This is a genomic window from Pseudonocardia parietis (assembly GCF_017876315.1).
GTDB lineage: Bacteria > Actinomycetota > Actinomycetes > Mycobacteriales > Pseudonocardiaceae > Pseudonocardia > Pseudonocardia parietis.
In genome coordinates this window covers 455,942-475,752 of the sequence record NZ_JAGINU010000001.1, presented here as the reverse complement: position 1 = coordinate 475,752, position 19,811 = coordinate 455,942, and the positions used below count along the sequence as shown (strand labels likewise).

The 19,811-nt window shown below is 73.5% G+C and carries 20 protein-coding genes; 7 read left to right on the top strand and 13 right to left on the bottom strand.

Translation table 11 applies throughout. The features are described from left to right. Window positions 1-21: 21 nt before the first annotated feature. Window positions 22-492 carry a hypothetical protein gene (locus JOF36_RS02315; RefSeq protein ID WP_210024785.1) on the bottom strand — a complete coding sequence of 157 codons (471 nt, stop codon included), beginning with the start codon at window positions 490-492 and terminating at the stop codon, window positions 22-24. 75 nt (window positions 493-567) lie between these two features. Here JOF36_RS02315 and JOF36_RS02310 point away from each other — a divergent pair, with 75 nt between their 5' ends. The 4 genes from JOF36_RS02310 (at window position 568) to JOF36_RS02295 (ending at window position 3,495) form a co-directional block, all read left to right on the top strand. Beyond that, entirely contained in the window at window positions 568-1,125 is a 558-nt protein-coding gene (locus tag JOF36_RS02310; protein WP_307862176.1) for a TetR/AcrR family transcriptional regulator, read from the top strand. Window positions 1,126-1,234: 109 nt separating this feature from the next. Continuing rightward, window positions 1,235-2,101, top strand: coding sequence for a dihydropteroate synthase (gene folP / locus JOF36_RS02305; RefSeq protein WP_210024784.1), 867 nt, complete (start codon window positions 1,235-1,237; stop codon window positions 2,099-2,101). Next, window positions 2,098-2,862 (top strand): dihydrofolate reductase family protein, encoded by a 765-nt coding sequence (locus tag JOF36_RS02300; protein WP_210024783.1) that lies wholly within the window; start codon window positions 2,098-2,100, stop codon window positions 2,860-2,862. The genes folP and JOF36_RS02300 overlap by 4 nt, the downstream gene beginning before the upstream one ends. Window positions 2,863-2,934: 72 nt before the next feature. Continuing rightward, window positions 2,935-3,495, top strand: a complete 561-nt coding sequence (locus JOF36_RS02295) for a GNAT family N-acetyltransferase (protein WP_210024782.1) — start codon at window positions 2,935-2,937, stop codon at window positions 3,493-3,495. Window positions 3,496-3,664: 169 nt separating this feature from the next. Here the strand turns inward: JOF36_RS02295 and JOF36_RS02290 are convergent, their stop codons facing one another. Next, a complete protein-coding gene (locus tag JOF36_RS02290) occupies window positions 3,665-4,438 on the bottom strand; it encodes a hypothetical protein (protein ID WP_210024781.1) in 774 nt (257 codons plus the stop codon). Between the two features lie 235 nt (window positions 4,439-4,673). On the opposite strand from JOF36_RS02290, the gene JOF36_RS02285 reads away from it, so the two are divergent. Next, a complete protein-coding gene (locus tag JOF36_RS02285; protein ID WP_210024780.1) occupies window positions 4,674-5,849 on the top strand; it encodes an alpha/beta hydrolase family protein in 1,176 nt (391 codons plus the stop codon). Between the two features lie 45 nt (window positions 5,850-5,894). Here JOF36_RS02285 and JOF36_RS02280 read toward each other — a convergent pair whose 3' ends face one another. After that, window positions 5,895-6,287, bottom strand: coding sequence for a hypothetical protein (locus tag JOF36_RS02280; RefSeq protein WP_210024779.1), 393 nt, complete (start codon window positions 6,285-6,287; stop codon window positions 5,895-5,897). 43 nt (window positions 6,288-6,330) lie between these two features. On the opposite strand from JOF36_RS02280, the gene JOF36_RS02275 reads away from it, so the two are divergent. Next, window positions 6,331-6,876 (top strand): peptidylprolyl isomerase, encoded by a 546-nt coding sequence (locus tag JOF36_RS02275; protein WP_210024778.1) that lies wholly within the window; start codon window positions 6,331-6,333, stop codon window positions 6,874-6,876. A 229-nt stretch (window positions 6,877-7,105) separates the two neighbouring features. After that, a complete protein-coding gene (locus tag JOF36_RS02270) occupies window positions 7,106-7,822 on the top strand; it encodes a rhomboid family intramembrane serine protease (protein WP_307862175.1) in 717 nt (238 codons plus the stop codon). 23 nt (window positions 7,823-7,845) lie between these two features. Here JOF36_RS02270 and JOF36_RS40660 read toward each other — a convergent pair whose 3' ends face one another. The 10 genes from JOF36_RS40660 to JOF36_RS02220 all read right to left on the bottom strand — a co-directional run bounded on the left by JOF36_RS40660 (window position 7,846) and on the right by JOF36_RS02220 (window position 19,725). Then, window positions 7,846-8,301: a PH domain-containing protein gene (locus JOF36_RS40660; protein WP_210024777.1), complete on the bottom strand. Its 456-nt coding sequence runs from the start codon at window positions 8,299-8,301 to the stop codon at window positions 7,846-7,848. 58 nt (window positions 8,302-8,359) lie between these two features. Continuing rightward, window positions 8,360-8,620: a cell division protein CrgA gene (gene crgA, locus JOF36_RS02260; RefSeq protein ID WP_210024776.1), complete on the bottom strand. Its 261-nt coding sequence runs from the start codon at window positions 8,618-8,620 to the stop codon at window positions 8,360-8,362. 213 nt (window positions 8,621-8,833) lie between these two features. Further along, entirely contained in the window at window positions 8,834-9,469 is a 636-nt protein-coding gene (locus tag JOF36_RS02255) for an aminodeoxychorismate/anthranilate synthase component II (RefSeq protein ID WP_210024775.1), read from the bottom strand. A 17-nt stretch (window positions 9,470-9,486) separates the two neighbouring features. Beyond that, a complete protein-coding gene (gene pknB / locus JOF36_RS02250; protein WP_210024774.1) occupies window positions 9,487-11,487 on the bottom strand; it encodes a Stk1 family PASTA domain-containing Ser/Thr kinase in 2,001 nt (666 codons plus the stop codon). Between the two features lie 103 nt (window positions 11,488-11,590). After that, window positions 11,591-13,246: a serine/threonine-protein kinase gene (locus JOF36_RS41305; protein WP_372447356.1), complete on the bottom strand. Its 1,656-nt coding sequence runs from the start codon at window positions 13,244-13,246 to the stop codon at window positions 11,591-11,593. A gap of 115 nt (window positions 13,247-13,361) precedes the next feature. Beyond that, a complete protein-coding gene (locus JOF36_RS02240; RefSeq protein WP_210024773.1) occupies window positions 13,362-14,831 on the bottom strand; it encodes a peptidoglycan D,D-transpeptidase FtsI family protein in 1,470 nt (489 codons plus the stop codon). After that, window positions 14,828-16,327 (bottom strand): FtsW/RodA/SpoVE family cell cycle protein, encoded by a 1,500-nt coding sequence (locus JOF36_RS02235; RefSeq protein ID WP_210024772.1) that lies wholly within the window; start codon window positions 16,325-16,327, stop codon window positions 14,828-14,830. Before JOF36_RS02235 ends, JOF36_RS02240 begins: the two co-directional genes overlap by 4 nt. Beyond that, on the bottom strand, window positions 16,327-17,673 hold the full coding sequence (locus tag JOF36_RS02230; protein ID WP_210024771.1) for a PP2C family protein-serine/threonine phosphatase: 1,347 nt from the start codon (window positions 17,671-17,673) through the stop codon (window positions 16,327-16,329). The genes JOF36_RS02235 and JOF36_RS02230 overlap by 1 nt, the downstream gene beginning before the upstream one ends. A 123-nt stretch (window positions 17,674-17,796) precedes the next feature. Next, window positions 17,797-18,267, bottom strand: coding sequence for an FHA domain-containing protein FhaB/FipA (locus tag JOF36_RS02225; protein WP_210024770.1), 471 nt, complete (start codon window positions 18,265-18,267; stop codon window positions 17,797-17,799). Between the two features lie 108 nt (window positions 18,268-18,375). After that, window positions 18,376-19,725, bottom strand: a complete 1,350-nt coding sequence (locus JOF36_RS02220; protein ID WP_210024769.1) for an FHA domain-containing protein — start codon at window positions 19,723-19,725, stop codon at window positions 18,376-18,378. Window positions 19,726-19,811 lie beyond the last annotated feature (86 nt).

Sequence of the window (19,811 nt, the reverse complement as noted above, 5' to 3'; positions counted from 1 at the left end):
AACAAGCGATCGATCCCCTGGTCACCGGCCGGCGTGGCCGGACAACCGCTCGGCCGCTTCGGCCAGCACGCCGGGTGTGAGCCGCCGGTGCACCCGGGCCAGCAACGGCCACCACCACCGGGCCGGGAACCGGTCGTAGCGGATCACGGTGGTCAGTGCCACCCCGCTCGGCTCGACCTGCACGATCAGGTTCCCGCTCAGGAACCAGGAGCGTGCCTCCAGCCGGACCCATTCCTCGTCCCGGGCGGTGATCCGCCAGCCGGCGACGGTGTCCGTGGACCGGCGGCGCTCCAGCCGCAGCTGCAGCAGGCCCCGCCACACGACCGTCCCGAAGAAGCCCGGGGTGTCGCCGAACATCGCTCGGGCCCACTGCTCCGGATCGGCCTCGATGCCGGTCGCGAGCGCGAACCGGTCGGCGTAGTCGGTGCGGACCGCGGCGTGCTCCGGCGAGCTGATCCGCCCGCCGCTCGCCCCGGTGGTCTCGATGGTCATGTTTCTCCCTCGTATACGCTGCCGTACACGAGAGACCGTAGCGGATGTATACGGAACCGTATAGAGGGTGGGGACGTGGGAGTCACGCGCACGCCGCGCGAGCGCTGGATCGAGGAAGGCCTGCGCGCGCTCGCCGACGCCGGTCCCGACGCGGTCCGGGTCGAGGTGCTGGCCAAGCGGCTCGGCGTCACCAAGGGCGGCTTCTACGGGGCCTTCGCCGACCGTGGGGCACTGCTGACGGCGCTGTTGGAGACCTGGGAGCGGGAGGCCACCGACGACGTGCTCGAGCGGGTCGAGCGGGAGGGCGGGTCGCCGGCGACCCGGGCCCGCCGGGCCGGGGCGCTGACCTTCTCCGACGACCGCCTGCTGCCGATCGACCTCGCCGTCCGCGACTGGGCACGGCGCGACCCGGACGTCGCCGAGCGCCTGCGCCGGGTCGACAACCGGCGGATGGACCTGCTGCGCGAGGCGATCGGGCAGTCCGTCACCGACCCGGACGAGATCGAGGCACGCAGCCTGCTGGCCTTCTGCACGGCGATCGGCAGCCACTTCCTCGTCGCGGACCACCGCGGCCGGTCCCGGGATGACATCCTGGCCCGGGCGACGGAGATCCTCTTCGGCCCGGCCCGGTGATCCGCGCATCACCGGACGCCCACGGGTGGCCGGTCGGTCGCCCCGCTGGTCACGATGGAGTGCGAGCCGGGCCCGCCGACGGAGCCCGGCCGTGTTGCGAGGAGGACGTGTGCCGAGCCTGACGTTCCGCGGACGCACCTGGAACCGTGACCGGGCGATGGTCATGGCGATCGTCAACCGGACCCCCGACTCGTTCTACGACCACGGGATCACGTTCGCCGAGCAGGCCGCCCGGGACCGGGCCGCCGTGGTCGTCCGGGAGGGCGCTGACGTGATCGACATCGGCGGTGTGCCGGCCAGCCCCGGCAGTGAGGTCACCGAGCAGGAGGAGATCGATCGCGTCGTCCCCACCGTGGAGTGGGTGCGCCGCGAGTTCCCGGACGTCGTGATCAGCGTCGACACCTTCCGCGCCGGTCCCGCCGACGCCGCCTGCGCGGCCGGTGCCGATCTCGTCAACGACAACTGGGGCGCGGCCGACGAGGCGATCCTGGACGTCACGGCGCGCTACGGCGCCGGCTACGTCAGCGCGCACACCGATCACGTCGCCCCGCGGACCGAGCCGCACCGGCCGCGCTACGCCGACGTACTCGGCACGGTGATCGCACAGACCGTCGAGCTCGCCGAGAAGGCCGTCGCCGCCGGCGTGCCCGCCGCGGGTGTCCTGATCGACCCGGCGATCGACTTCTCCAAGAACACCCTGCACAGCCTGCAGGTGCTGCGCGGGATCGACGAGATGGTCGCGACCGGCTGGCCGGTGCTGCTCGCGATGTCGAACAAGACCGTCGTCGGGGAGTCGCTCGCGGTCCCGCTGGAGGAGCGGCTCACCGGCACCCTCGCCGCGACCGCGATCGCCGCCGACCGGGGCGTCGCGATGGTCCGCGCGCACCAGGCGCGGGCGACCCGGGAGACCTGCGAGATGGTCGCCACCGTCCGCGGCGAGCGGAACCCGTCGCGAGCGGTCAGGCTCCTCGCGTGACCCCGATCCACCAGATCTTCCCGGTCGCCGATGCCGGGCCGCTGACGACCGAGGCGATCGAGCGGCTGTACGCCTACCCGGACGATGCCACGACGGTGTGCGTGAACTTCGTGGCGAGCGCGGACGGAGCGGTCGAGGTCGACGGGCTCTCGGCAGGCCTGTCGACGCCGCCGGACAAGGTGGTGCTGCATCTGGGCACCGATCTCGCCGACGTCGTGCTGGTCGCGGCCGGCACCGCCGCCGCCGAACGCTTCACCGGGGTTCGGCCGAACGCCCGGATGGCGGACCGGCGCCGGCGGTTCGGGCTGGCCGAGGTGCCGACCACGGCCGTCGTCACCGCGACGGGCCGCTCGCTCGACCCGTGCGCCCCGGTACTGACCGACACCCTCGTCCCGACGATCGTGCTCACCTGCGCCTCCGCGCCGGAGGACCTGCGCGTGAAGTGGGCGGACGCGGGGGCCGAGGTCGTGCTGGTCGGCGACGAGGCGGTGGACCTGGGAGCCGCGGTCGACGAGCTCGCCCGCCGGGGGCTGCGCCGGATCAACTGCATGGGCGGGCCGGCGCTGTTCGGCAGCCTCGCCGAGGCCGGCCTGGTCGACGAGCTGCGCCTGACCGTGGCGCCGTTCCTCGTGTCCGGGGACGCCGACCGGATCTCCCGGGGTGCCGGGATGGACCCGGCACGTCTGCGGCTGGTCAGCGTGGTCACCGGTGACGACACGCTGATGCTCCGCTACCGGGTCGGGGAATCACCGGGGACCTGAGCCCGCCGTCCGGGGCAACGCGGCGGGAGGTCCCGGTCACGGACGGCGACGGGGTGCGGCAGGATGAATGTCGTGCCCAGGCCTTCGAACACGCTGGCGGACGGCGTGGTCGTCCTCAGCCCGCTCGGCTGGGACGACGTGGAGCCGCACCTGGCTGGTGAGGACGCCGAACTGGTCCGCTGGCTCAGCGGCGGGCCGGGGAACCGCGCGACCGTCCGGGCCCACGTGCGGCGCGCGATCGAGCGGTGGCGCGACGACGGGCCCAAGCTCAGTTTCGGGATCCGCATCGACGGCGGGTCGGTGCTCGCCGGGACCATCGACGTCGAGCTCGATCCGGCCATGCGGTGCGCCGGTCTCCTCTACGGGATCTACCCGGCGTACCGGCGGCGTGGGCTCGCGACCCGGGCGGTGCGCCTGGCGGCCCGCTACCTCGGCGAACGCGGGGACGTGCGCCGGATCTCGATCGACGTCGACCCGAACAACGTCCCCTCCATCGGGGTGGCGCGCCGGGCCGGGTTCCGGTTCCTCCGGCACGTGGTGGACGACGAGGGCGACTTCGACCGCTACGAGCTGATCGTGCGTGCGCCGGTGGTGCCTGCCCCGCCACCGCGGCCACGCCACGGGAGACTCTGACCGCCGGTACACGGACGGCGACGGCCGCCCGTCCCGCGCCCGCTCGGACGGTCGAGCAGGAGGGGGAACGGGCGGCCGTGGCTGCGCTGACGCCTTCGGGCCGGTCCCGTGCGGCACCGGCGCGGCCGCAGGTCCACGGCCGTGACGTCGAACGGGGTGGAACCGGCGGTCAGGACGAGACGGTCGGCGCCTCGACGTACATGACGTTCGGGATGTCCAGGGTCGGGAGCGCACCGGCGTCCGGCAGCGGCGGGGCGTCGAGCGGGAGCGCGTCGAGCGGCAGGGCGTCCGTCGGCAGGGCATCCATCGGCAGGGCGTCGAGCGGCAGGGCGTCGAGCGGGGAGCCTGCCTCCTCGGCGGCCTGCTCGTCCTCGGCCGCCGCACCGTCCTCGGCAGGAGCCTCGTCCTCGGAGGCGGCACCGTCCTCGGACGCAGCGGCGTCGTCGGAGGCGGCACCGTCCTCGGACGCAGCGGCGTCGTCGGAGGCGGCCGCGTCGTCGCCGGCCTGCTCGTCACCGGACTGCTCGTCCTCGGCGGCAGCCTCGCCGGTCTCCTCGCCGGAGGCCTCGTCGGCCTGGTGCTGCCCGGCGGGGAGGGACTCGGCCGAGGGCAGGCCCGGGAGGGAGTCGGCCGACGGGAGGCCCGGGAGGGAGTCGGCCGAGGGCAGGCCCGGGAGTGCGTCGGCAGCGGGCAGCTCCGGCAGCCCGGACGCCTCCATCTGCGGCGTCTGCAGCTGGCCGAAGGTGGCCGAGCTGTCACCGGCGGAGGCGGTGCCGCCCTGGTCGGGGGCGGGCAGTGCGTCGGTCAGCGACGTGGTGTCGGGGACCTCCGGCAGGTCGGGGAGCTCGGCGGCGGAGGCCTGGCCGGCGACACCGGCACCCAGTACGGCGATACCTGCGCCGGCCAGGGAGAACCGGAGCGCGTTGCGGGCGAGCGAGTTCATTCGCGCGTCCTTTCGAACAGATGGGGGTTGGGGAGCGAAGACGCGGACGCCTTCGGTTGCGCAACGACACGTCCGTGGGCCGGTTTCGCTCCGAAGCGATCATGAACGCTGCTTTCACTCGAACGAGTGGCAACCTGATAGGGGGCTCGCACGTACAGCGGGCCCCAAGCGTCACCCTGCGTTGCCCGAGCGGTACCGGCGCCGGCACGGTCGTGCCGGGGAGCAGGATGGCCGCGTGCGTGCAGCCGTGAGCCCGACCGTCCGACCGCCCGCCGGTTACGCCGCCGCCGGCGTCCTCGCCGGTGCCCTCGGTGGTGCCGGGGGAGCGGCCGCGGCGGTCTGCTGGCACTACTCGACGGTTCTGCTGCACCCCACGTCGAGCCCGGGACTGCCCGAACGCGTGCTCGCGACCGGGGACCGCACGGTCGAGCTGGCGCGGAACCGGCTGACCGCGCAGCCCGGGGTGTGGGGGCTGCGCGGTGCGGCCGGCCTGAGCGTCGTCGGTCCGGTGCTCGAACGGGATCGGCGCCGAGTGGTGCGTGAACTGCGGGGCGGACCGGTTCCGGAGGCCGGGCCCGCGGTGCTCGACGCCGGGCCGTACGACCCCGATCCCGGGGCCCGCGGTCTGGAGTTCGACGACGTGGAGGTCCCGACCGAGCTCGGACCGGCTCCGGCCTGGCTCGTCCCGGCCCCGGCCCCGGCCTCGGCAGCGGTGGACGGGGACACCTGGGCGCTGTGCGTGCACGGTCGCGGCGGGACGCGACGGGAGGCGCTCCGCGCGCTGCCCGCGCTGCACGCCGCCGGGCTCACCTCGCTGGTGGTCAGCTACCGCGGCGACGGCGCCGCACCGGAGTCCCCGGACGGCCGCTCGCACCTCGGGGACACCGAGTGGCGCGACGTCGCCGCCGCCGCCTCGTACGCGCTGGCACACGGTGCCCGCCGGCTGGTGCTGGTCGGCTGGTCGATGGGCGCCGCCGTGGGTGGGGCGTTCCTCGGCCGCTCCGGGCTCGCGGACTCGGTCGCCGCCGTCGTCTGGGACGCGCCGCTGCTCGACTGGCGCCGCACCCTGCGACGCCAGGCCCGCAACCGTGCGTTGCCGCCGTCGCTGGCGGGGGTGGCGGCGCGGTTCACCGAGCGCCGGATCGGGATCGACCTGGACCGCTTCGACCTGGTCCGCAACCCGCCCGGGTCCCGGCCGCCGACCCTGCTGCTGCACAGCGACGGCGACACGGCCGTCCCGGTCGAGCTGAGCCGGGACCTGGCGGCCGCCGCGCCCGGTCTGGACTGGCCGGTGACCTACCGCGAGTTCGCAGGCACCGAGCACACCGGCAGCTGGAACGCCGACCCGGAGGGCTACGAGGCCGCCGTCACCGGGTTCCTCGGCGCCGTGCTCCGGACCGACCTGCCCTGAACCGGCCTGCCCTGAACCGACCTGCGCTGAAGGGGCCGGGCCGGGTCAGCCCGTGGTGCCCTGCGCGTGCCCCTGGCCGATCGGCTTGCCGTGGATCTGCTGGTCCGACGGCGGCGTCGTCGGCGGCGGGGTCCCCGGGTCCACCGGGCGCTCCCGGCGCAACAGCGTCGACCACGCGTAGGCGGCGAGCCCGGTCAGGATCAGCACCGCGAGGATCCACGGCGCGCGGCGGGTCCGCGCCGGGGTCGGGTCGATCGCGGACGCCAGCGCCCGGCGGGCGTCCTCCACCCCGTGCGAGACCGAACCGGACAGGTCGGACACCGCTTCGGACACCGTGGACACGGCCGCGCCGCTCGCGATACGCCCGGCGTCGGCGAGGGTGTGCACCGCCTCGGCGGCGTCCTTGCGGGCCTTCGCCCGCTTGCGGTCGGTTCTCATAATCCGGACCTGCTTCCCACGGATGCGGCTGCGTACTGGCACGATGGTAGCCGTGACGGAACCAGAAAACGCCAAGACGACGGCCGTTCTGCACACCAACGAGGGCGATATCAAGGTCGAGTTGTTCTCCGACCACGCCCCGAAGACGGTGGGGAACTTCGTCGGGCTCGCCGACGGCAGCAAGGACTACACGGGGCCGAACGCCAGTGGCGGCGACACCGGGCCGTTCTACGACGGTTCGATCTTCCACCGCGTGATCAGCGGTTTCATGATCCAGGGCGGCGACCCGACCGGTACCGGTCGCGGTGGTCCGGGCTACCAGTTCGGCGACGAGTTCCACCCGGATCTCAAGTTCGACCGGCCGTACCTCCTCGCGATGGCCAACGCGGGCCCCGGCACCAACGGCTCGCAGTTCTTCATCACGCTGGGGCCGACCCCGCACCTGAACCGCCGGCACACCATCTTCGGTGAGGTGGCCGACGCCGAGTCCCGCGCCGTCGTCGACGCCATCGGGAACACGACGACCGGGCAGGCCGACCGCCCGCTCAACGACGTGACCATCGAGAAGGTCGACATCGAGCGGAGCTGAGACAGCCCTGACCGAACGACGAGACCCCACCGGGCCCGGATCCGGCCGGGAGCCGTACCCGGGCCTGCCCGGAGCGGCACCGCCGCCCGGGCCCCGGCCGCCCGCCGGTCCCGGCGGTCCACCCGCCTGCGTCCGGCACCCGGACCGGCCGACCCGGCTGGCCTGCACCCGCTGTGACCGTCCGGCCTGCCCGGAGTGCCTGCACCCGGCGCCGGTCGGTCAGCACTGCGTGGACTGTCTGGCCGGCTCGGCGCGTGCGGTGCCGCGGTGGCGCAACGTCGCCGGTGCGAGCCGCACCGGCAAGCCGGTGATCGTCCCCGGGCTGATCGTCGCCAACGTGGCGGTCTTCGTGCTGACGGTGGTCACTGCGGGCAGCCTCAACCGGAACTTCGCCTCCCCGTGGTTCGCCGAGGGTGCACTCGTCCCCGCGCTCGTCGCGAACGGCGAGTACTGGCGGATCGTCACGTCGGGTTTCCTGCACGTCGGTCCGCTGCACCTGGCGTTCAACATGTTCGCCCTGTGGATCATCGGGCGGGAGGTCGAGACGGTACTGGGCCGGGCCCGGTTCGTCGCCGTCTACGGTGTCTCGCTGCTCGGCGGGGCCGCTGCGGTGATGCTGCTCAGCAACCCGCTGGGCCCGACCGCCGGTGCGTCGGGGGCGGTGTTCGGGCTGATGGGCGCGCTGTTCGTGCTGCTGCGCCGGCTGAAGCTGCCGGCCGGGCAGGTGATCGGCGTGATCGCGCTCAACGTCGTCATCAGCTTCACCATCCCGCAGATCTCCTGGCAGGGGCACCTCGGCGGGCTCGTCTTCGGTGCCGCCGTGACCGCCGCCCTGGTCTATCCGGGGGCGGTGGCGCAGAACCGCCGCCGGGTCCAGATCGTCGCGATCTCCGGTCTCGCGCTGCTCGGCCTGCTGCTGATCGGCGCCGGGGCCGCATTCCTCTGACCCGGGGCCGCCCCCGCCGGGCGCTACCGGGGCGGGCGCAGCCCGGCCAGGGTCTCCGCCACGTCCACCGGATCCTCGCCCAGCTCCGCGCGGCCCAGGATGACCAGCCGTTCGCCGTCGCCGGGATCCCGCAGCTCCAGCTCCAGCAGCGCGGACTCGCGGCCGAACCGGCGGGTCCGCAGTACCCGGACGTCGTCCACCCGGGCCCACGGCGTGTGCCGGGTCCGGATCAGCCGCCGGACGGTGAGGCCCTCCGGACCTGCCTCGAGCCGTGGCCGCGCCCGGGTACCGGACGCCGCGGCCAGCGCCAGTCCGAGCGCGGCGAGCCCCGAGATCAGCCGGCCCGCCGGGTCCGCGCCGGTGACGACCAGCGCCGCGAGCCAGCCGGCCGCGCCCACGGCCAGCACCCACACCGCCACGACGGCGCCGAGCGGCGTGGACCAGCGCCGCCGACCGGACCGGTCACCCGGGGCGCTCACGTGAGGTTGTCCACAACCGTCATCCACAGTGAGGACAAGTGACGCCGGGTTGCGCCGGTCAGCGCCACCGCATGGTCATCAGCAGCCCGACCACGATGAGTGAGAAGCCGATGATGAAGTTGGCGTTCCCCAGCGCGGCCATGAACGGGATGGACGGGCCGGCGAGATAGTTCACGACGAGCCAGGCCAGACCGAGGACCCACATGGCGACCATGACCGCGATGTAGGCGGGATGGGTCGGCCCGGCCACCTTCTGCGGGACACGGCTGACCGGCGGCGGGGTGTACGCCGCCTTCTTGCGGACCTTCGACTTGGGCATGGTCGGACCTCATCGGCTGTCGCTGGCGGACACTGCGGTTGCGGACACTGGCGTTCCGGCCGGTGCGCCGGCCGGGGGCGGGACCTGCGACGGGGCGGTGCACGCGGGGAGCGGCCGACCCGGACAGATCCACCACCACGGTAGCGCGGATCTCCGGCCGGTCGCGTCACACGGTCGGAACCGACGGTCGGGTCGCGGTTCGGACCGGCCGGGTCAGACGCCCGCGACCAGTCCGGCCATCTCCTCGGTCAGCTGCGTCACGAGCGCCTCCGGGACGACATACCCGGCCTGCCCCAGCCAGGTGGCCAGCATCCGGTGCCCGCCCTCGGTGAGCACCGACTCCGGGTGGAACTGCACGCCCTCGACCGGTAGCTCACGGTGCCGTACGGCCATGATCAACCCGGTCGCGGTGCGCCCGGTGACCTCCAGCTCGGGCGGCACCCCGTCCGGAGCGATCGTCAACGAGTGGTACCGGGTCGCGGTGAACGGCGACGGCAGCCCGCGCAGCACGCCCACGTCGTCGTGGAACACCTGCGAGGTCTTTCCGTGCAGCAGCTCGGGGGCCCGCTCCACGACGCCGTTCCAGGCGGTCGCGAGCGCCTGATGGCCCAGACAGACGCCCAGCAGCGGGGTACCGCGCTCGGCGGCCCGGCGGATCACCGCGACGCTGCGCCCGGCCCGCTCCGGGGTGCCGGGGCCGGGGCTGACGAGCACCGCACCGACCTCGTCGAGCTCGTCGAGCTCCACCTCGTCGTTGCGGCGGACGATCGGCTCGGCCCCGAGCTGTGCCAGGTACTGGACCAGGTTGTAGACGAAGCTGTCGTAGTTGTCGACGACGAGTACGCGCACGCCGCGATCCTTCCTGATCAGTCGAACGGGAATCCGCTGCTACTCGGGTCGCTCGAGTCACCGCCGCTACCGCCGCCGTCACCACCGCCGTCGTTGCCGCCACCGGAGTTCTGGCCGACGGTCAGGGTGACCCGCTGCCCGTCGGTGGACTGCGAACCGCCGGACGGGTTCTGCTCGAGCACCACGCCGTTCTGCGACGGGTCCGACACGTCGGTGGTCTGGATCTGGAACGACAGCTCGGCCTCGCGCAACGTGTTGACCGCGTCGTCCACCCGCTGGCCGACCACGTTCGGGATCTGCGACTGGTTGCCCCGGCTCACCTGGATCGTGATCGTCTGGTCCTTCGCGACCCGGGTGCCTGCGGCCGGGGTGGTCCCGACCACCTGGCCTGCGGTACCGCCGCCGTCGACCTGGCTGACCGACACCGAGGTGAACCCGCTGTCGCGCAGCGCCGCCTGGGCCTCCTCGGGGGACCGGCCCGCCACGTCCGGGACCGCGATCGTCTGCTGCTCGCGCCCGACCACGATCGAGACCGAGGAGTTCCCCGTGGTGGTCTCACCCGGCCCCGGGCTGGACGAGATGACCTTGCCGATCTGGCTGGTGTCGGAGGTGTCCTGCTGGGTCGTCCCGCCCAGCTGCAGCCCGGCCTCGCGCAGCATCGTCTCCGCCTCCTGCGGGGTACGCCCGGCCAGCGACGGCACCGTCACCTGGGCCGGTCCGGTCCCCAGGAAGAGCGTCACCCGGCTGTTCTCGGCGACCTGGTTGCCACCGCCGGGATCGGTGCGCACGACCTTGCCGACCTGCGCGACGTCCGACGGCTGGTTCTGGATGTCGACCAGCAGCCGGGCGTTGGTGATCGCGGCGCGGGCCTCCTCCGGTGTCTGGCCGAGCACGTCCGGCACCGTGATCTGGTCGGGCGTCGAGCTCGAGAAGACCTGGAACCCGACGAACCCGAGCAGGCCGAGCACGGCGAGCGCCGCCACCCACAGGGCGGCCTTCTTCCGGCGGCCGCTCCGTTCCTCGTCGGGGTAGGCCCCCTGGTTCGGGGGCATCGTGTGCCGCCCGGTCGGCGGACCGGAGCCGCCCTCGAGCCGGCGGGTCGGCATCGCCGCGGTGGCGTCGTCGTGCGCCATCATCTGGGTGCGCTCGTACTCGCTCAGCACCAGCGGCGCGTGCACCGGCTCGCCGTTGCGCACCCGGACCAGGTCGGCCCGCATCTCGGCGGAGGACTGGTAGCGGTTGGCGGGGTTCTTGCTCAGCGCCTTGAGCGCCACCGCGTCGAGCGCGGGCGGCACCGACGGGTTCAGCTCGGACGGCGCCCGCGGGTCCTCCCGGACGTGCTGGTAGGCGACCGCGACCGGGGTGTCCCCGGTGAACGGCGGCTCGCCGGTCAGCAGCTCGAACAGCACGCAGCCTGCGGCGTAGACGTCCGACCGGGCGTCCACGGCCTCGCCGCGGGCCTGCTCCGGGGACAGGTACTGGGCGGTGCCGATGACCGCGGCGGTCTGGGTGACGTTCTGGCCCTCGCCCAGCGCGCGGGCGATGCCGAAGTCCATCACCTTCACGGCGCCGACGCCGTTGATCATGACGTTCGCGGGCTTGACGTCGCGGTGGATGATCCCGTGCCGGTGCGAGAAGTCGAGCGCGGCACAGACGTCGGCCAGCACCTCGACGACCCGCTGTTGGGACAACGGGCCCTGGGTCTTGACGATCTCGCGCAGCGTCTGGCCGTCGACGAACTCCATGACGATGTAGGGCAGCGGCCCGAACTCCGACTCGATCTCGCCGGTGTCGTAGACCGCGACGATCGCCGGGTGGTTGAGCGACGCCGAGTTCTGCGCCTCCCGGCGGAAGCGCAGCTGGAACTGCGGGTCCCGGGCCAGGTCGGCACGCAGCACCTTCACCGCCACGTCCCGGCCCAGCCGGGTGTCCAAGCCGCGGTGGACCTCGGCCATGCCGCCGTAGCCGAGCGGTTCGCCCAGCTCATAGCGCTCGGACAGCAGTCGCGGTGTCGTCATCGGTTCAGGTTCCCGGGGTCGGAGGCGTACCCATCATGCCGGTCGGCAGGCGGGAGCACGCCGGTGTACTCGTCACGTGCGCCGGAGCGCCTGTTGGGCGGGATCACCGGAGGACCTCCGGTCCCTCGTGGGTCGAGCCGGCGGCGAGCGGGCGGGGACCGGCCGCCGGTCCCGCACGGTCGGCCTCCCGCCCCTCGGCGACGGCAACGGTACCGGCGGCGGGGCCGAGTGAGTCGGTCCGGCCACCGCCCGGCGCCTCGCGAAGGATCATGACCGCCAGCAGCACGGCGGCGACGGTCAGGAGTACGAAGAGCACCGCGAGCCAGGCCTTGACGCGTCCGGAGCGTTTCGGCGTCAGGTCCAGTGGCCCCGACGGGTGCTGCTCGGGCATCCGCTCCGGTGTGCGGCGGCCGAGCGGCGGCCGGGCGGGGAGCGGACGTTGCGGGCCCGGCGCACCGGGTCGCGGAGCGCCGGGTGCCTGCGGGCCGGCCGGCGCGTGCCCGGGCCGGGCGCCGCCCGGGACGCCGGAGCGCTGCGGGTCGCGGCCGGGATCCCAGCCGTACCCCGGTGTTCCGGGCGGCGGGACCGGGAGCGGACCCGACCGCGGCCTGCCCTGGGGCCAGGGTGCCCGCATCCCACCGGACCAGGCGGCCGGGTCGCCGGTCGCGGGCCGGGCGCCCGGCCCCGTCGGCGGCCTGCCACCGGGACCGGCCGGCCGGCCGGCGTCGATCCCGTGCCGCGGCGAGGACGCCGGGTCCTCCGCAGGCGCCGGGGTGTCGGCGGCGCGGCCGGGAGCCGGTGGTGGCGGGTCGTCGTCGGCGCCGTGGCGCGCGTGCCGGTCCGGTTCGGCGGACGGCTCGTCGTCGCCGCGGAAGCCCGGTGCGGCACCGGCGGGTGCGGGGATACCGGCCGGCGGCGGGCGGTGCCCGCGGCGGACCGCGGCGACCGCGTCGGCGAACTCCGCGCCGTCGACGTAACGCCGGGTCGGGTCCTTGACCAGGACCGACGAGATCAGCTCACGGACCCGTTCCGGGATCTCGTCGGGCAGCGGCGGCGGGTCGTCCCGGACCTGCATCATCGCCACCGCGACCGCGCTCTCGGCGCGGAACGGGCGCACTCCCGCCAGGCACTCGTACCCGACGATGCCGAGCGAGTAGACGTCCCCGGAGGGCCCCGCCTCCTCGCCGGACGCCTGTTCCGGCGCGATGTAGTGGGCGGTGCCCATGACCATCCCGGACCGGGTCACGGGGACGGCGTCGGCCGCCTTGGCGATGCCGAAGTCGGTCAGCTTCACGACGCCGTCGGTGCGCAGCAGGATGTTGCCGGGCTTGACGTCGCGGTGCACGAACCCGCGCTCGTGCGCGGCGTACAGGGCGCGGGCGGCCTGCTCGAGGATGTCCAGGGCCTCGTCACCGGGGATGGGGCCGCGCCCGATCCGGGTGGACAGCGGCTCGCCGCGGACGAGCTCCATCACCAGGTAGGCCGTACGGCCGCCGCCGGCGACGCCGTCGTCCTCGCCGTAGTCGTGCACCGCGGCGATGCCGGAGTGGTCCAGCGACGCCACCGTGCGCGCCTCGATCCGGAACCGGTGCAGGAACTCGGGGTCGTCGGACAGGTCGGCCTTGAGCACCTTGACCGCGACGCTGCGGCCGAGGCGGGTGTCCGAGGCCTCCCAGACCTCGCCCATCCCGCCGACCGCGATCCGCCGGTCCAGCCGGTAGCGCTCGGAGATCAGCTGCCCGGCCGTGAGCGCGCTCATGACGCCGCCGGGGACCCGCGCCGCGCCGTCCTCGCAGCGTTCCCCGACGTCGCAGCGTTCCCCGGAGTCGCGTGCCCCGGAGTCGCGTGCCCCGGAGCCACCGGGCGTCCCGGAGTCACTGGGCGTCCCGGAGTGCTTCGGCCATCACGGCCCGGCCGATCGGGGCCGCGACCGAACCGCCGGTGGCCTCCGCGCCGCGGTCCCCGCCGCTCTCCACCAGCACCGCGACCGCGACCTTCGGGTCCTCGGCCGGGGCGAACGCCACGTACCAGGCGTGCGGCGGGGTGTTCTTGGGGTCGGTCCCGTGCTCGGCGGTACCGGTCTTGGACGCGATCTGCACCCCGGTGATCTTGCCGCCGCCCTGGGTGCGCTCCTCCGAGCCGATCATCAGATCGGTCAGCGTGCCGGCCACGTCGGCCGGCATCGAACGGGTCGTCCGGTCCGGCTCGATGGTGTCGACGACGTCCAGGGTCGGGCTCTGGATCTCCTTGATCAGGTGCGGGGCCATCGTCTGGCCGCCGTTGGCGATCGAGCCGCCGATCATGGCCAGCTGCATCGGGGTCAGCCGGACGTCGCGCTGGCCGATCGCGGACTGCTGGGTGGCCGGCACGTCCGACATCGGCCCCACCTGGGACGCGGTGACGGGCATCGGGACCCGCAGGTCGGACCGGCCGATGCCGAACGCCTCGGCCTGCGCCCGGATCTTGTCCGCGCCCAGCTCCGCGCCGAGCTGGGCGAACGCGGTGTTGCAGGACCGGGCCAGCGCCTCGGCCAGCGACGCGGTGTCCCCGCTGCCGCACTGCGTGCCGTTGTAGTTCTCCAGCGTCGTGGTGGAGTCGGCCAGCTGGATGTTGCGTGCCGCGGTCAGCCGGCTCTCCGGGGTGTAGCCGTTCTGCAGCGCCGCCGCCGTGGTGACCAGCTTGAACGTCGACCCGGGCGGTTCGATCTCGTTGAGCGCGCGGTTCGTCAGCGGGTTGAGCTCGTCGTTGTTGTACTCACGCCAGGCCGCCTGCTGCTCGGCCGGGTCCGTCGCCGCGAGCCGGTTCGGGTCGTACGACGGCGTGGACGCCATCGCCAGGATGCTGCCGGTCTGCGGCTCCAGCGCGACGACGGCGCCGGTGTAGCCGCGCGACTCGAGACCCTCGTACGCGACCCGCTGGGCCTCGGGGTCGATCGTGGTCACGACGTTGCCGCCCGCCGGGTCGCGCCCGGTGATCAGGTCGGACAGCCGCCGGACGAACAGCCGGTCGTCGGTGCCGTTGAGCACGTCGTCGGCGGAACGCTCGAGCGCGCCCTTGCCGTAGACCGTGGACAGGAACCCGGTGATCGGGGCGAACGCCGGCCCGTTCGGGTACTCGCGAGCGTAGCGCAGCCGCCCCTCGGACTCGACGCTCTGCGCGAGGACCTGACCGCCCGCGGTGATCTGGCCGCGCTGGCGGGAGTACTCGTCGATCTGCGAGCGCTGGTTGCGCGGGTCGTCGCGGTACTGCCCGGCCACGACGACCTGGACGTAGGTGGTGTTCGCGAGCAGCGCGACGATCATGACCATCACGGCGAGGGCGACGCGGCGGACCGGACGGTTCACGATTCGTCACTCCTCTCCGGGACGGGTGCGGTGCCGGGCGTCGGGGTGGTGCCGGGCGTCGGGGTGGTGCCGCCCTTCGGGCGCTGGACGAGCTCGGTGCTGGCATCGGCGATCGGGGCCCGCGGCTGTGCGGGGCGCTGCGGCAGCGGTGCCCGTGCGACGTGCGAGATCCGCAGCAGGATCGCGACCAGCGCGTAGTTCGCGAGCAGCGAGGACCCACCGTACGACAGGAACGGCAGGGTCAGTCCGGTCAGCGGGATCAGCCTCGTCACCCCGCCGATGACGACGAAGATCTGCAGCGCGACCGAGAACGCGAGCCCGGTCGCGAGCAGCTTGCCGTACGAGTCACGCACCGCGAGCGCCGACCGCAGGCCACGGGTGATCAGCACCAGGTAGACGATCAGGATCGCGGCGAGCCCGATGAGGCCCAGCTCCTCGCCGAGCGAGGAGAAGATGAAGTCGGACTCCGCGAACGGCACGAGATCCGGCCGCCCGGCTCCGAGACCGGTCCCGCCGACCCCGCCGGTACCGAGCCCGAACAGCGCCTGGGCGAGCTGGAACCCGCCGCCCTCGTAGTCCTCGAAGGGGTCCAGCCAGATCTGCACCCGTACCCGGACGTGCCCGAACAGCTGGTAGGCGATCGCCGCACCGAAGGCGAAGGCGGACAGCCCGATGACCATCCAGGAGACCCGCTCGGTGGCGGTGTAGAGCAGGACCAGCACCAGGCCGAAGATCAGCAGTGAGCTGCCGAGGTCGCGCTGGATCACCAGGATCCCGACGGACAGGCCCCACGCGACGAGCAGCGGTGCGAGGTCCCGGGCCCGCGGCAGCTCCATGCCGAGGAACCGGCGGCCCGCGGTGGAGAGCAGGTTGCGCTTCTGGACCAGGTAGGCCGCGAAGAAGACGATCAACAGGATCTTGGCGAACTCACCGGGCTGGATGCCCGGGCCGCCGGGGATCCGGATCCACAGCTTCGCGCCGTTGACCTCGGAGATCGAGGACGGCAGCAGCGCGGGCAGGGCGAGCAGCACCAGGCCGACGAAGCCCGCGGTGTAGCCGTAGCGGGCCAGCGTGCGGTGGTCGCGCAGGAAGAACAGGACCAGTGCGAACAGGGTGAGACCGGCGACCGTCCACGTCATCTGGGCGGTGATCAGCCCGGACGGTTCCGCGCGGCCGAGCAGCTCGGCGCGCGCGGCCCGGGCCAGGTCCAGCCGGTGGATCATGACCAGGCCGAGGCCGTTGAGCAGCGCGACCGACGGCAGGATCAGCGGGTCCGCGTACGGCGCCAGCTTCCGCACCACGAGGTGCGCGAGCGCGAACAGCACCAGGTAGGCGAGGCCGACGAACAGCAGGTCGGTGGTGAGCGACTGCTCCTGGTTGGCCTCCACGAGCACCAGGGCGCTGGTCGTCAGCACGGCGGCCAGGCCGAGCATCAGCAGTTCGATCCCGCGGCCGGTGGGCGTGGTCGGCGCCGCGGCGGGGCTGTCCCCGGCCATCAGCCGTCGAGCCGGCAGTTCCGGCCCGGTTCCGGGGTCATGGTCGGCAGCGGGGTGGTCGTCACGGGGGGCCCACCGGGAACGGCGGGCGGAGCGACGACCGGGGGCGCCGGCGGGTTGAGCGTCGAGCAGAGCGGCAGGACCTGCGCGCGCAGCCGGTCCAGGGTGTCGCGGGCGCCGGTCTCGCCGTTCTCCGTCACGATCCCGCCGGTGACCTGGGTGCGCACGGACTGCGGCAGGTCGTCGAGGTCGATGTCGGACCGCTCGGCCACCCGCTGCAACGGAATCCCCAGCACGTTCCCGCGCACTCCCTGGTAGATCGTGACCTGGTCCTGGTCGATGCCCACGTAGTACTGCTGCAGCACGAGGGTGCGGGCGACGAACACGCCCGCGACCAGCACCACCAGCACGCCGAGCAGCGCCAGCACCGGCCGCAGGCCACGCCGGCGGCGGGCGGGCTCGGGGCGGGCGGGCTCGAGCCGAACCGGCTCGGTGCGGGGCAGGGTGGTGGCCGCGGCCCGCTGTGCCGACGAGTGCGGGGCGCGCTCGTCGCGCTGGTAGTCGCCGTCGCCGGCGCGTGGGTTGCGGCCGGCCGAGCCCCCGATGATCGGGGAGTCGTCGGCGTAGGCCACGTCCACCACGTCCGCGACGATGCAGGTGATGTTGTCCGGCCCGCCACCGCGCAGCGCGAGCTCGATCAGGCGGTCGGCGCACTCACGCGGGTCGGGGTAGTCCTCCAGCGTCTGCTGCAGGGTCTCGTCGCTCACCGGCCCGGACAGGCCGTCCGAGCAGAGCAGGAAGCGGTCGCCCGCCCGGGCCTCCCGGATCGACAGCGAGGGGTCGACGTCCTGACCGGTGATGGCGCGCAGCAGCAGCGAGCGCTGCGGGTGCGTGTGCGCGTCCTCCTCGGTGATCCGGCCCTCGTCGATCAGCGACTGGACGAACGTGTCGTCCTTGGTGATCTGGGAGAACTCGGCGGCCCGGAGCAGGTAGCAGCGGGAGTCGCCGACGTGTACCATGCCCAGCCGCGAACCGGCGAACAGGATCGCGGTCAGCGTGGTGCCCATGCCCTCGAGATCGGGGGCCTCGGCGACGTGCCGGGAGATGGCCTCGTTGCCGTCGTGGGTCGCGTTGCGGAGCTCGGCGAGCAGGTCGTCGCCGGGCACGTCGTCGTCGAGCGGGGCCAGTGCGGAGATCACCAGGGACGAGGCGACCTCGCCGGCGGCGTGGCCGCCCATGCCGTCGGCGAGGGCGAGCAGGCGGGGGCCCGCGTAGACGGCGTCCTGGTTGTTCTGCCGGACCAGTCCGCGGTCACTGCGGGCCGAATAGCGCAGCACCAGTGTCACGGGGCGGCTCCGGCTTCGGTCGGGGCACGTCGGGGCGATCCCGCACCGCGGGACCGGTCGAGCGGCCGCGGCACCGGGGGAGCGGGCGGTCGCGGCACGTTTGTCATGGTCGGTCAGAACCCGTCACGATCGCAGCTCGATCACCGTCTTGCCGATGCGGACCGGTGTCCCCAGGGGGACCCGGGTGGGCCCGGCGACCTTATTACGTTCGAGATAGGTGCCGTTGGTCGACCCGAGGTCCTCGACATACCAGGCGTCACCCTGCTGGGAGATGCGGGCGTGCCGGGTCGAGGCGTAGTCGTCGTCGAGCTTGAGCGTCGAGTCGTCGGCGCGGCCGATCAGGATCGGCCGGGAGTCCAGCGTGATCCGGCTGCCGGCCAGTGGGCCCTGGGTGACGAGGAGCTGACGGGCCACCTTGCCGCGGCCCGCGCCGCGGGCCCGCGACTGCTTGCCACCGGACCGGCCCGGCATGCCGGGCTTCAGGCCCGACGCCGCGTACAGGTCCGAGCGGACCACCTGCAGTGCGAGCAGGACGAACAGCCAGAGCAGGGCCAGGAAGCCACCTCTGGTCAGCTGGAGTACCAGTTCCGGCACTTCGCCCGCTCGCCCTTCTCGTGTGGTCGTACGGCCCGCCCGCGCAGCTCGTGGCCGGCCGGGCGGGCCGTCATGCCTCGTCCAGTCTGACGTGTCTCCCGAGCGGGCTCAGCCCTGGGTCCGGAAGACCAGGCTGGAGTGACCCACGCGGATCACGTCGCCGTCGGTCAGCTGGCAGGACTGGATCGGCGAGTTGTTCACCGTGGTGCCGTTGGTCGAGCCCAGGTCGTTGAGGGTCGCGACCTGGCCGTCCCAGGTGACCTCCAGGTGCCTGCGGGAGACGCCGGTGTCCGGGAGCCGGAAGTTCGAGTCCTGGCCCCGGCCGATGACGTGGGTCCCCTCGGCCAGCGCGAAGTTGCGGTTCGAGCCGTCGTCCAGGATCAGCATCGCGGTGAGCTGCGCCGGAGCGCCCCAGCCGCCCTGGCCGCCGTAGCCGCCGCCGTCGTAACCCTGGTCGTAACCACCCTGCTGCGGGTAGCCGGGCTGGGCGTAACCCTGCGGCTGGCCGTAGCCGTCGTAGCCGCCCTGGTCGTAGCCGCCCTGCTGCGGGTAGCCGGGCTGGGCGTAGCCCTGGGGCTGGCCGTAACCCTGGGGCTGGCCGTAGCCGTCGTAACCGGGCTCGTAGCCCTGCTGCGGGTAGCCCGGCTGCTGGGGCTGGCCGCCGTAACCCTGGTTCGGGTCGGCGTAGCCCTGGGGCGGGCCGTAGCCCTGGGGCTGACCGTAGCCGCCCGGAGGCTGGCCGTACTGGTCGTAGCCCTGCGGCTGGCCGTAGCCGCCGGGGGGCTGGCCGTACTGGTCGTACCCCTGGGGCTGGCCGTAGCCGCCCTGGGGCTGCCCGTTCGGGTCGTAGCCGGGCTGGGCGTAACCTTGTGGCTGCCCGTACTGGTCGTACCCGCCCTGCTGCTGGCCGTAGCCCTGCTGGCCCTGCTCCTGGTCGTACCCCGGAGGCGCGTAGGTCTGCTGGCCGTACCCGCCTGGGGCGCCACGGTCGTACCCGTACTGCCCGTTCTCCTCGGGGTGGCCCGGTTGCTGGCTCATGGGTGCTTCTCCTGCGGTGGGTGCTCTGGTGGCGGCCCGACGGGAAGCGTCGGGGTCGACAGCGGAGCGGGTGCGGAATTGTCCCGTGTGCAGCGCCTCGGAGCGCTCCAGAAAGACTACGACCTCACCGTAGGTGTCCCAGCCCTGGTCGGTGAGTTCCTTCGCCACGTGCGACGAGAGAGATCGGAGGACCCCGTCCTCGTCGCCCGCCATCCGGTCGAGATCGCTGGGACTGAGCAGGACGGTGTACCGGTTGGGCGCCAACAGGCGCCCCCCGGCGAGCTGCTCGACGTTGTCCTCGGCTTCCCTCAGCAGTGCCTGTGCTACTTCCTGTGGGACGACACTGCCTCCGAAGACCCGCGCGAAGGCGTCGCCCACGAACCCCTGAAGTCGGCGCTCGAAGCGGTCCACGCGGCCCAAATGATCTCCTCCGTCCGCATCGGCGTGTCGGTGATGTGCGACCGATCGTATCTGTGCTATCCGCCGGGTCCGGCGGCGCCCGACCC

Excerpts from the sequence above, each read along its gene's own strand:
- JOF36_RS41305 (WP_372447356.1), bottom strand. The coding sequence starts at position 13,246 with ATGAGCGCGCTCACGGCCGGGCAGCTGATCTCCGAGCGCTACCGGCTG.
- pknB (WP_210024774.1), bottom strand. The coding sequence starts at position 11,487 with ATGACGACACCGCGACTGCTGTCCGAGCGCTATGAGCTGGGCGAACCG.
- JOF36_RS02235 (WP_210024772.1), bottom strand. The coding sequence starts at position 16,327 with ATGGCCGGGGACAGCCCCGCCGCGGCGCCGACCACGCCCACCGGCCGC.
- JOF36_RS02280 (WP_210024779.1), bottom strand. The coding sequence starts at position 6,287 with ATGAGAACCGACCGCAAGCGGGCGAAGGCCCGCAAGGACGCCGCCGAG.
- JOF36_RS02290 (WP_210024781.1), bottom strand. The coding sequence starts at position 4,438 with ATGAACTCGCTCGCCCGCAACGCGCTCCGGTTCTCCCTGGCCGGCGCA.
- JOF36_RS02275 (WP_210024778.1), top strand. The coding sequence starts at position 6,331 with ATGGTAGCCGTGACGGAACCAGAAAACGCCAAGACGACGGCCGTTCTG.
- JOF36_RS02315 (WP_210024785.1), bottom strand. The coding sequence starts at position 492 with ATGACCATCGAGACCACCGGGGCGAGCGGCGGGCGGATCAGCTCGCCG.
- crgA (WP_210024776.1), bottom strand. The coding sequence starts at position 8,620 with ATGCCCAAGTCGAAGGTCCGCAAGAAGGCGGCGTACACCCCGCCGCCG.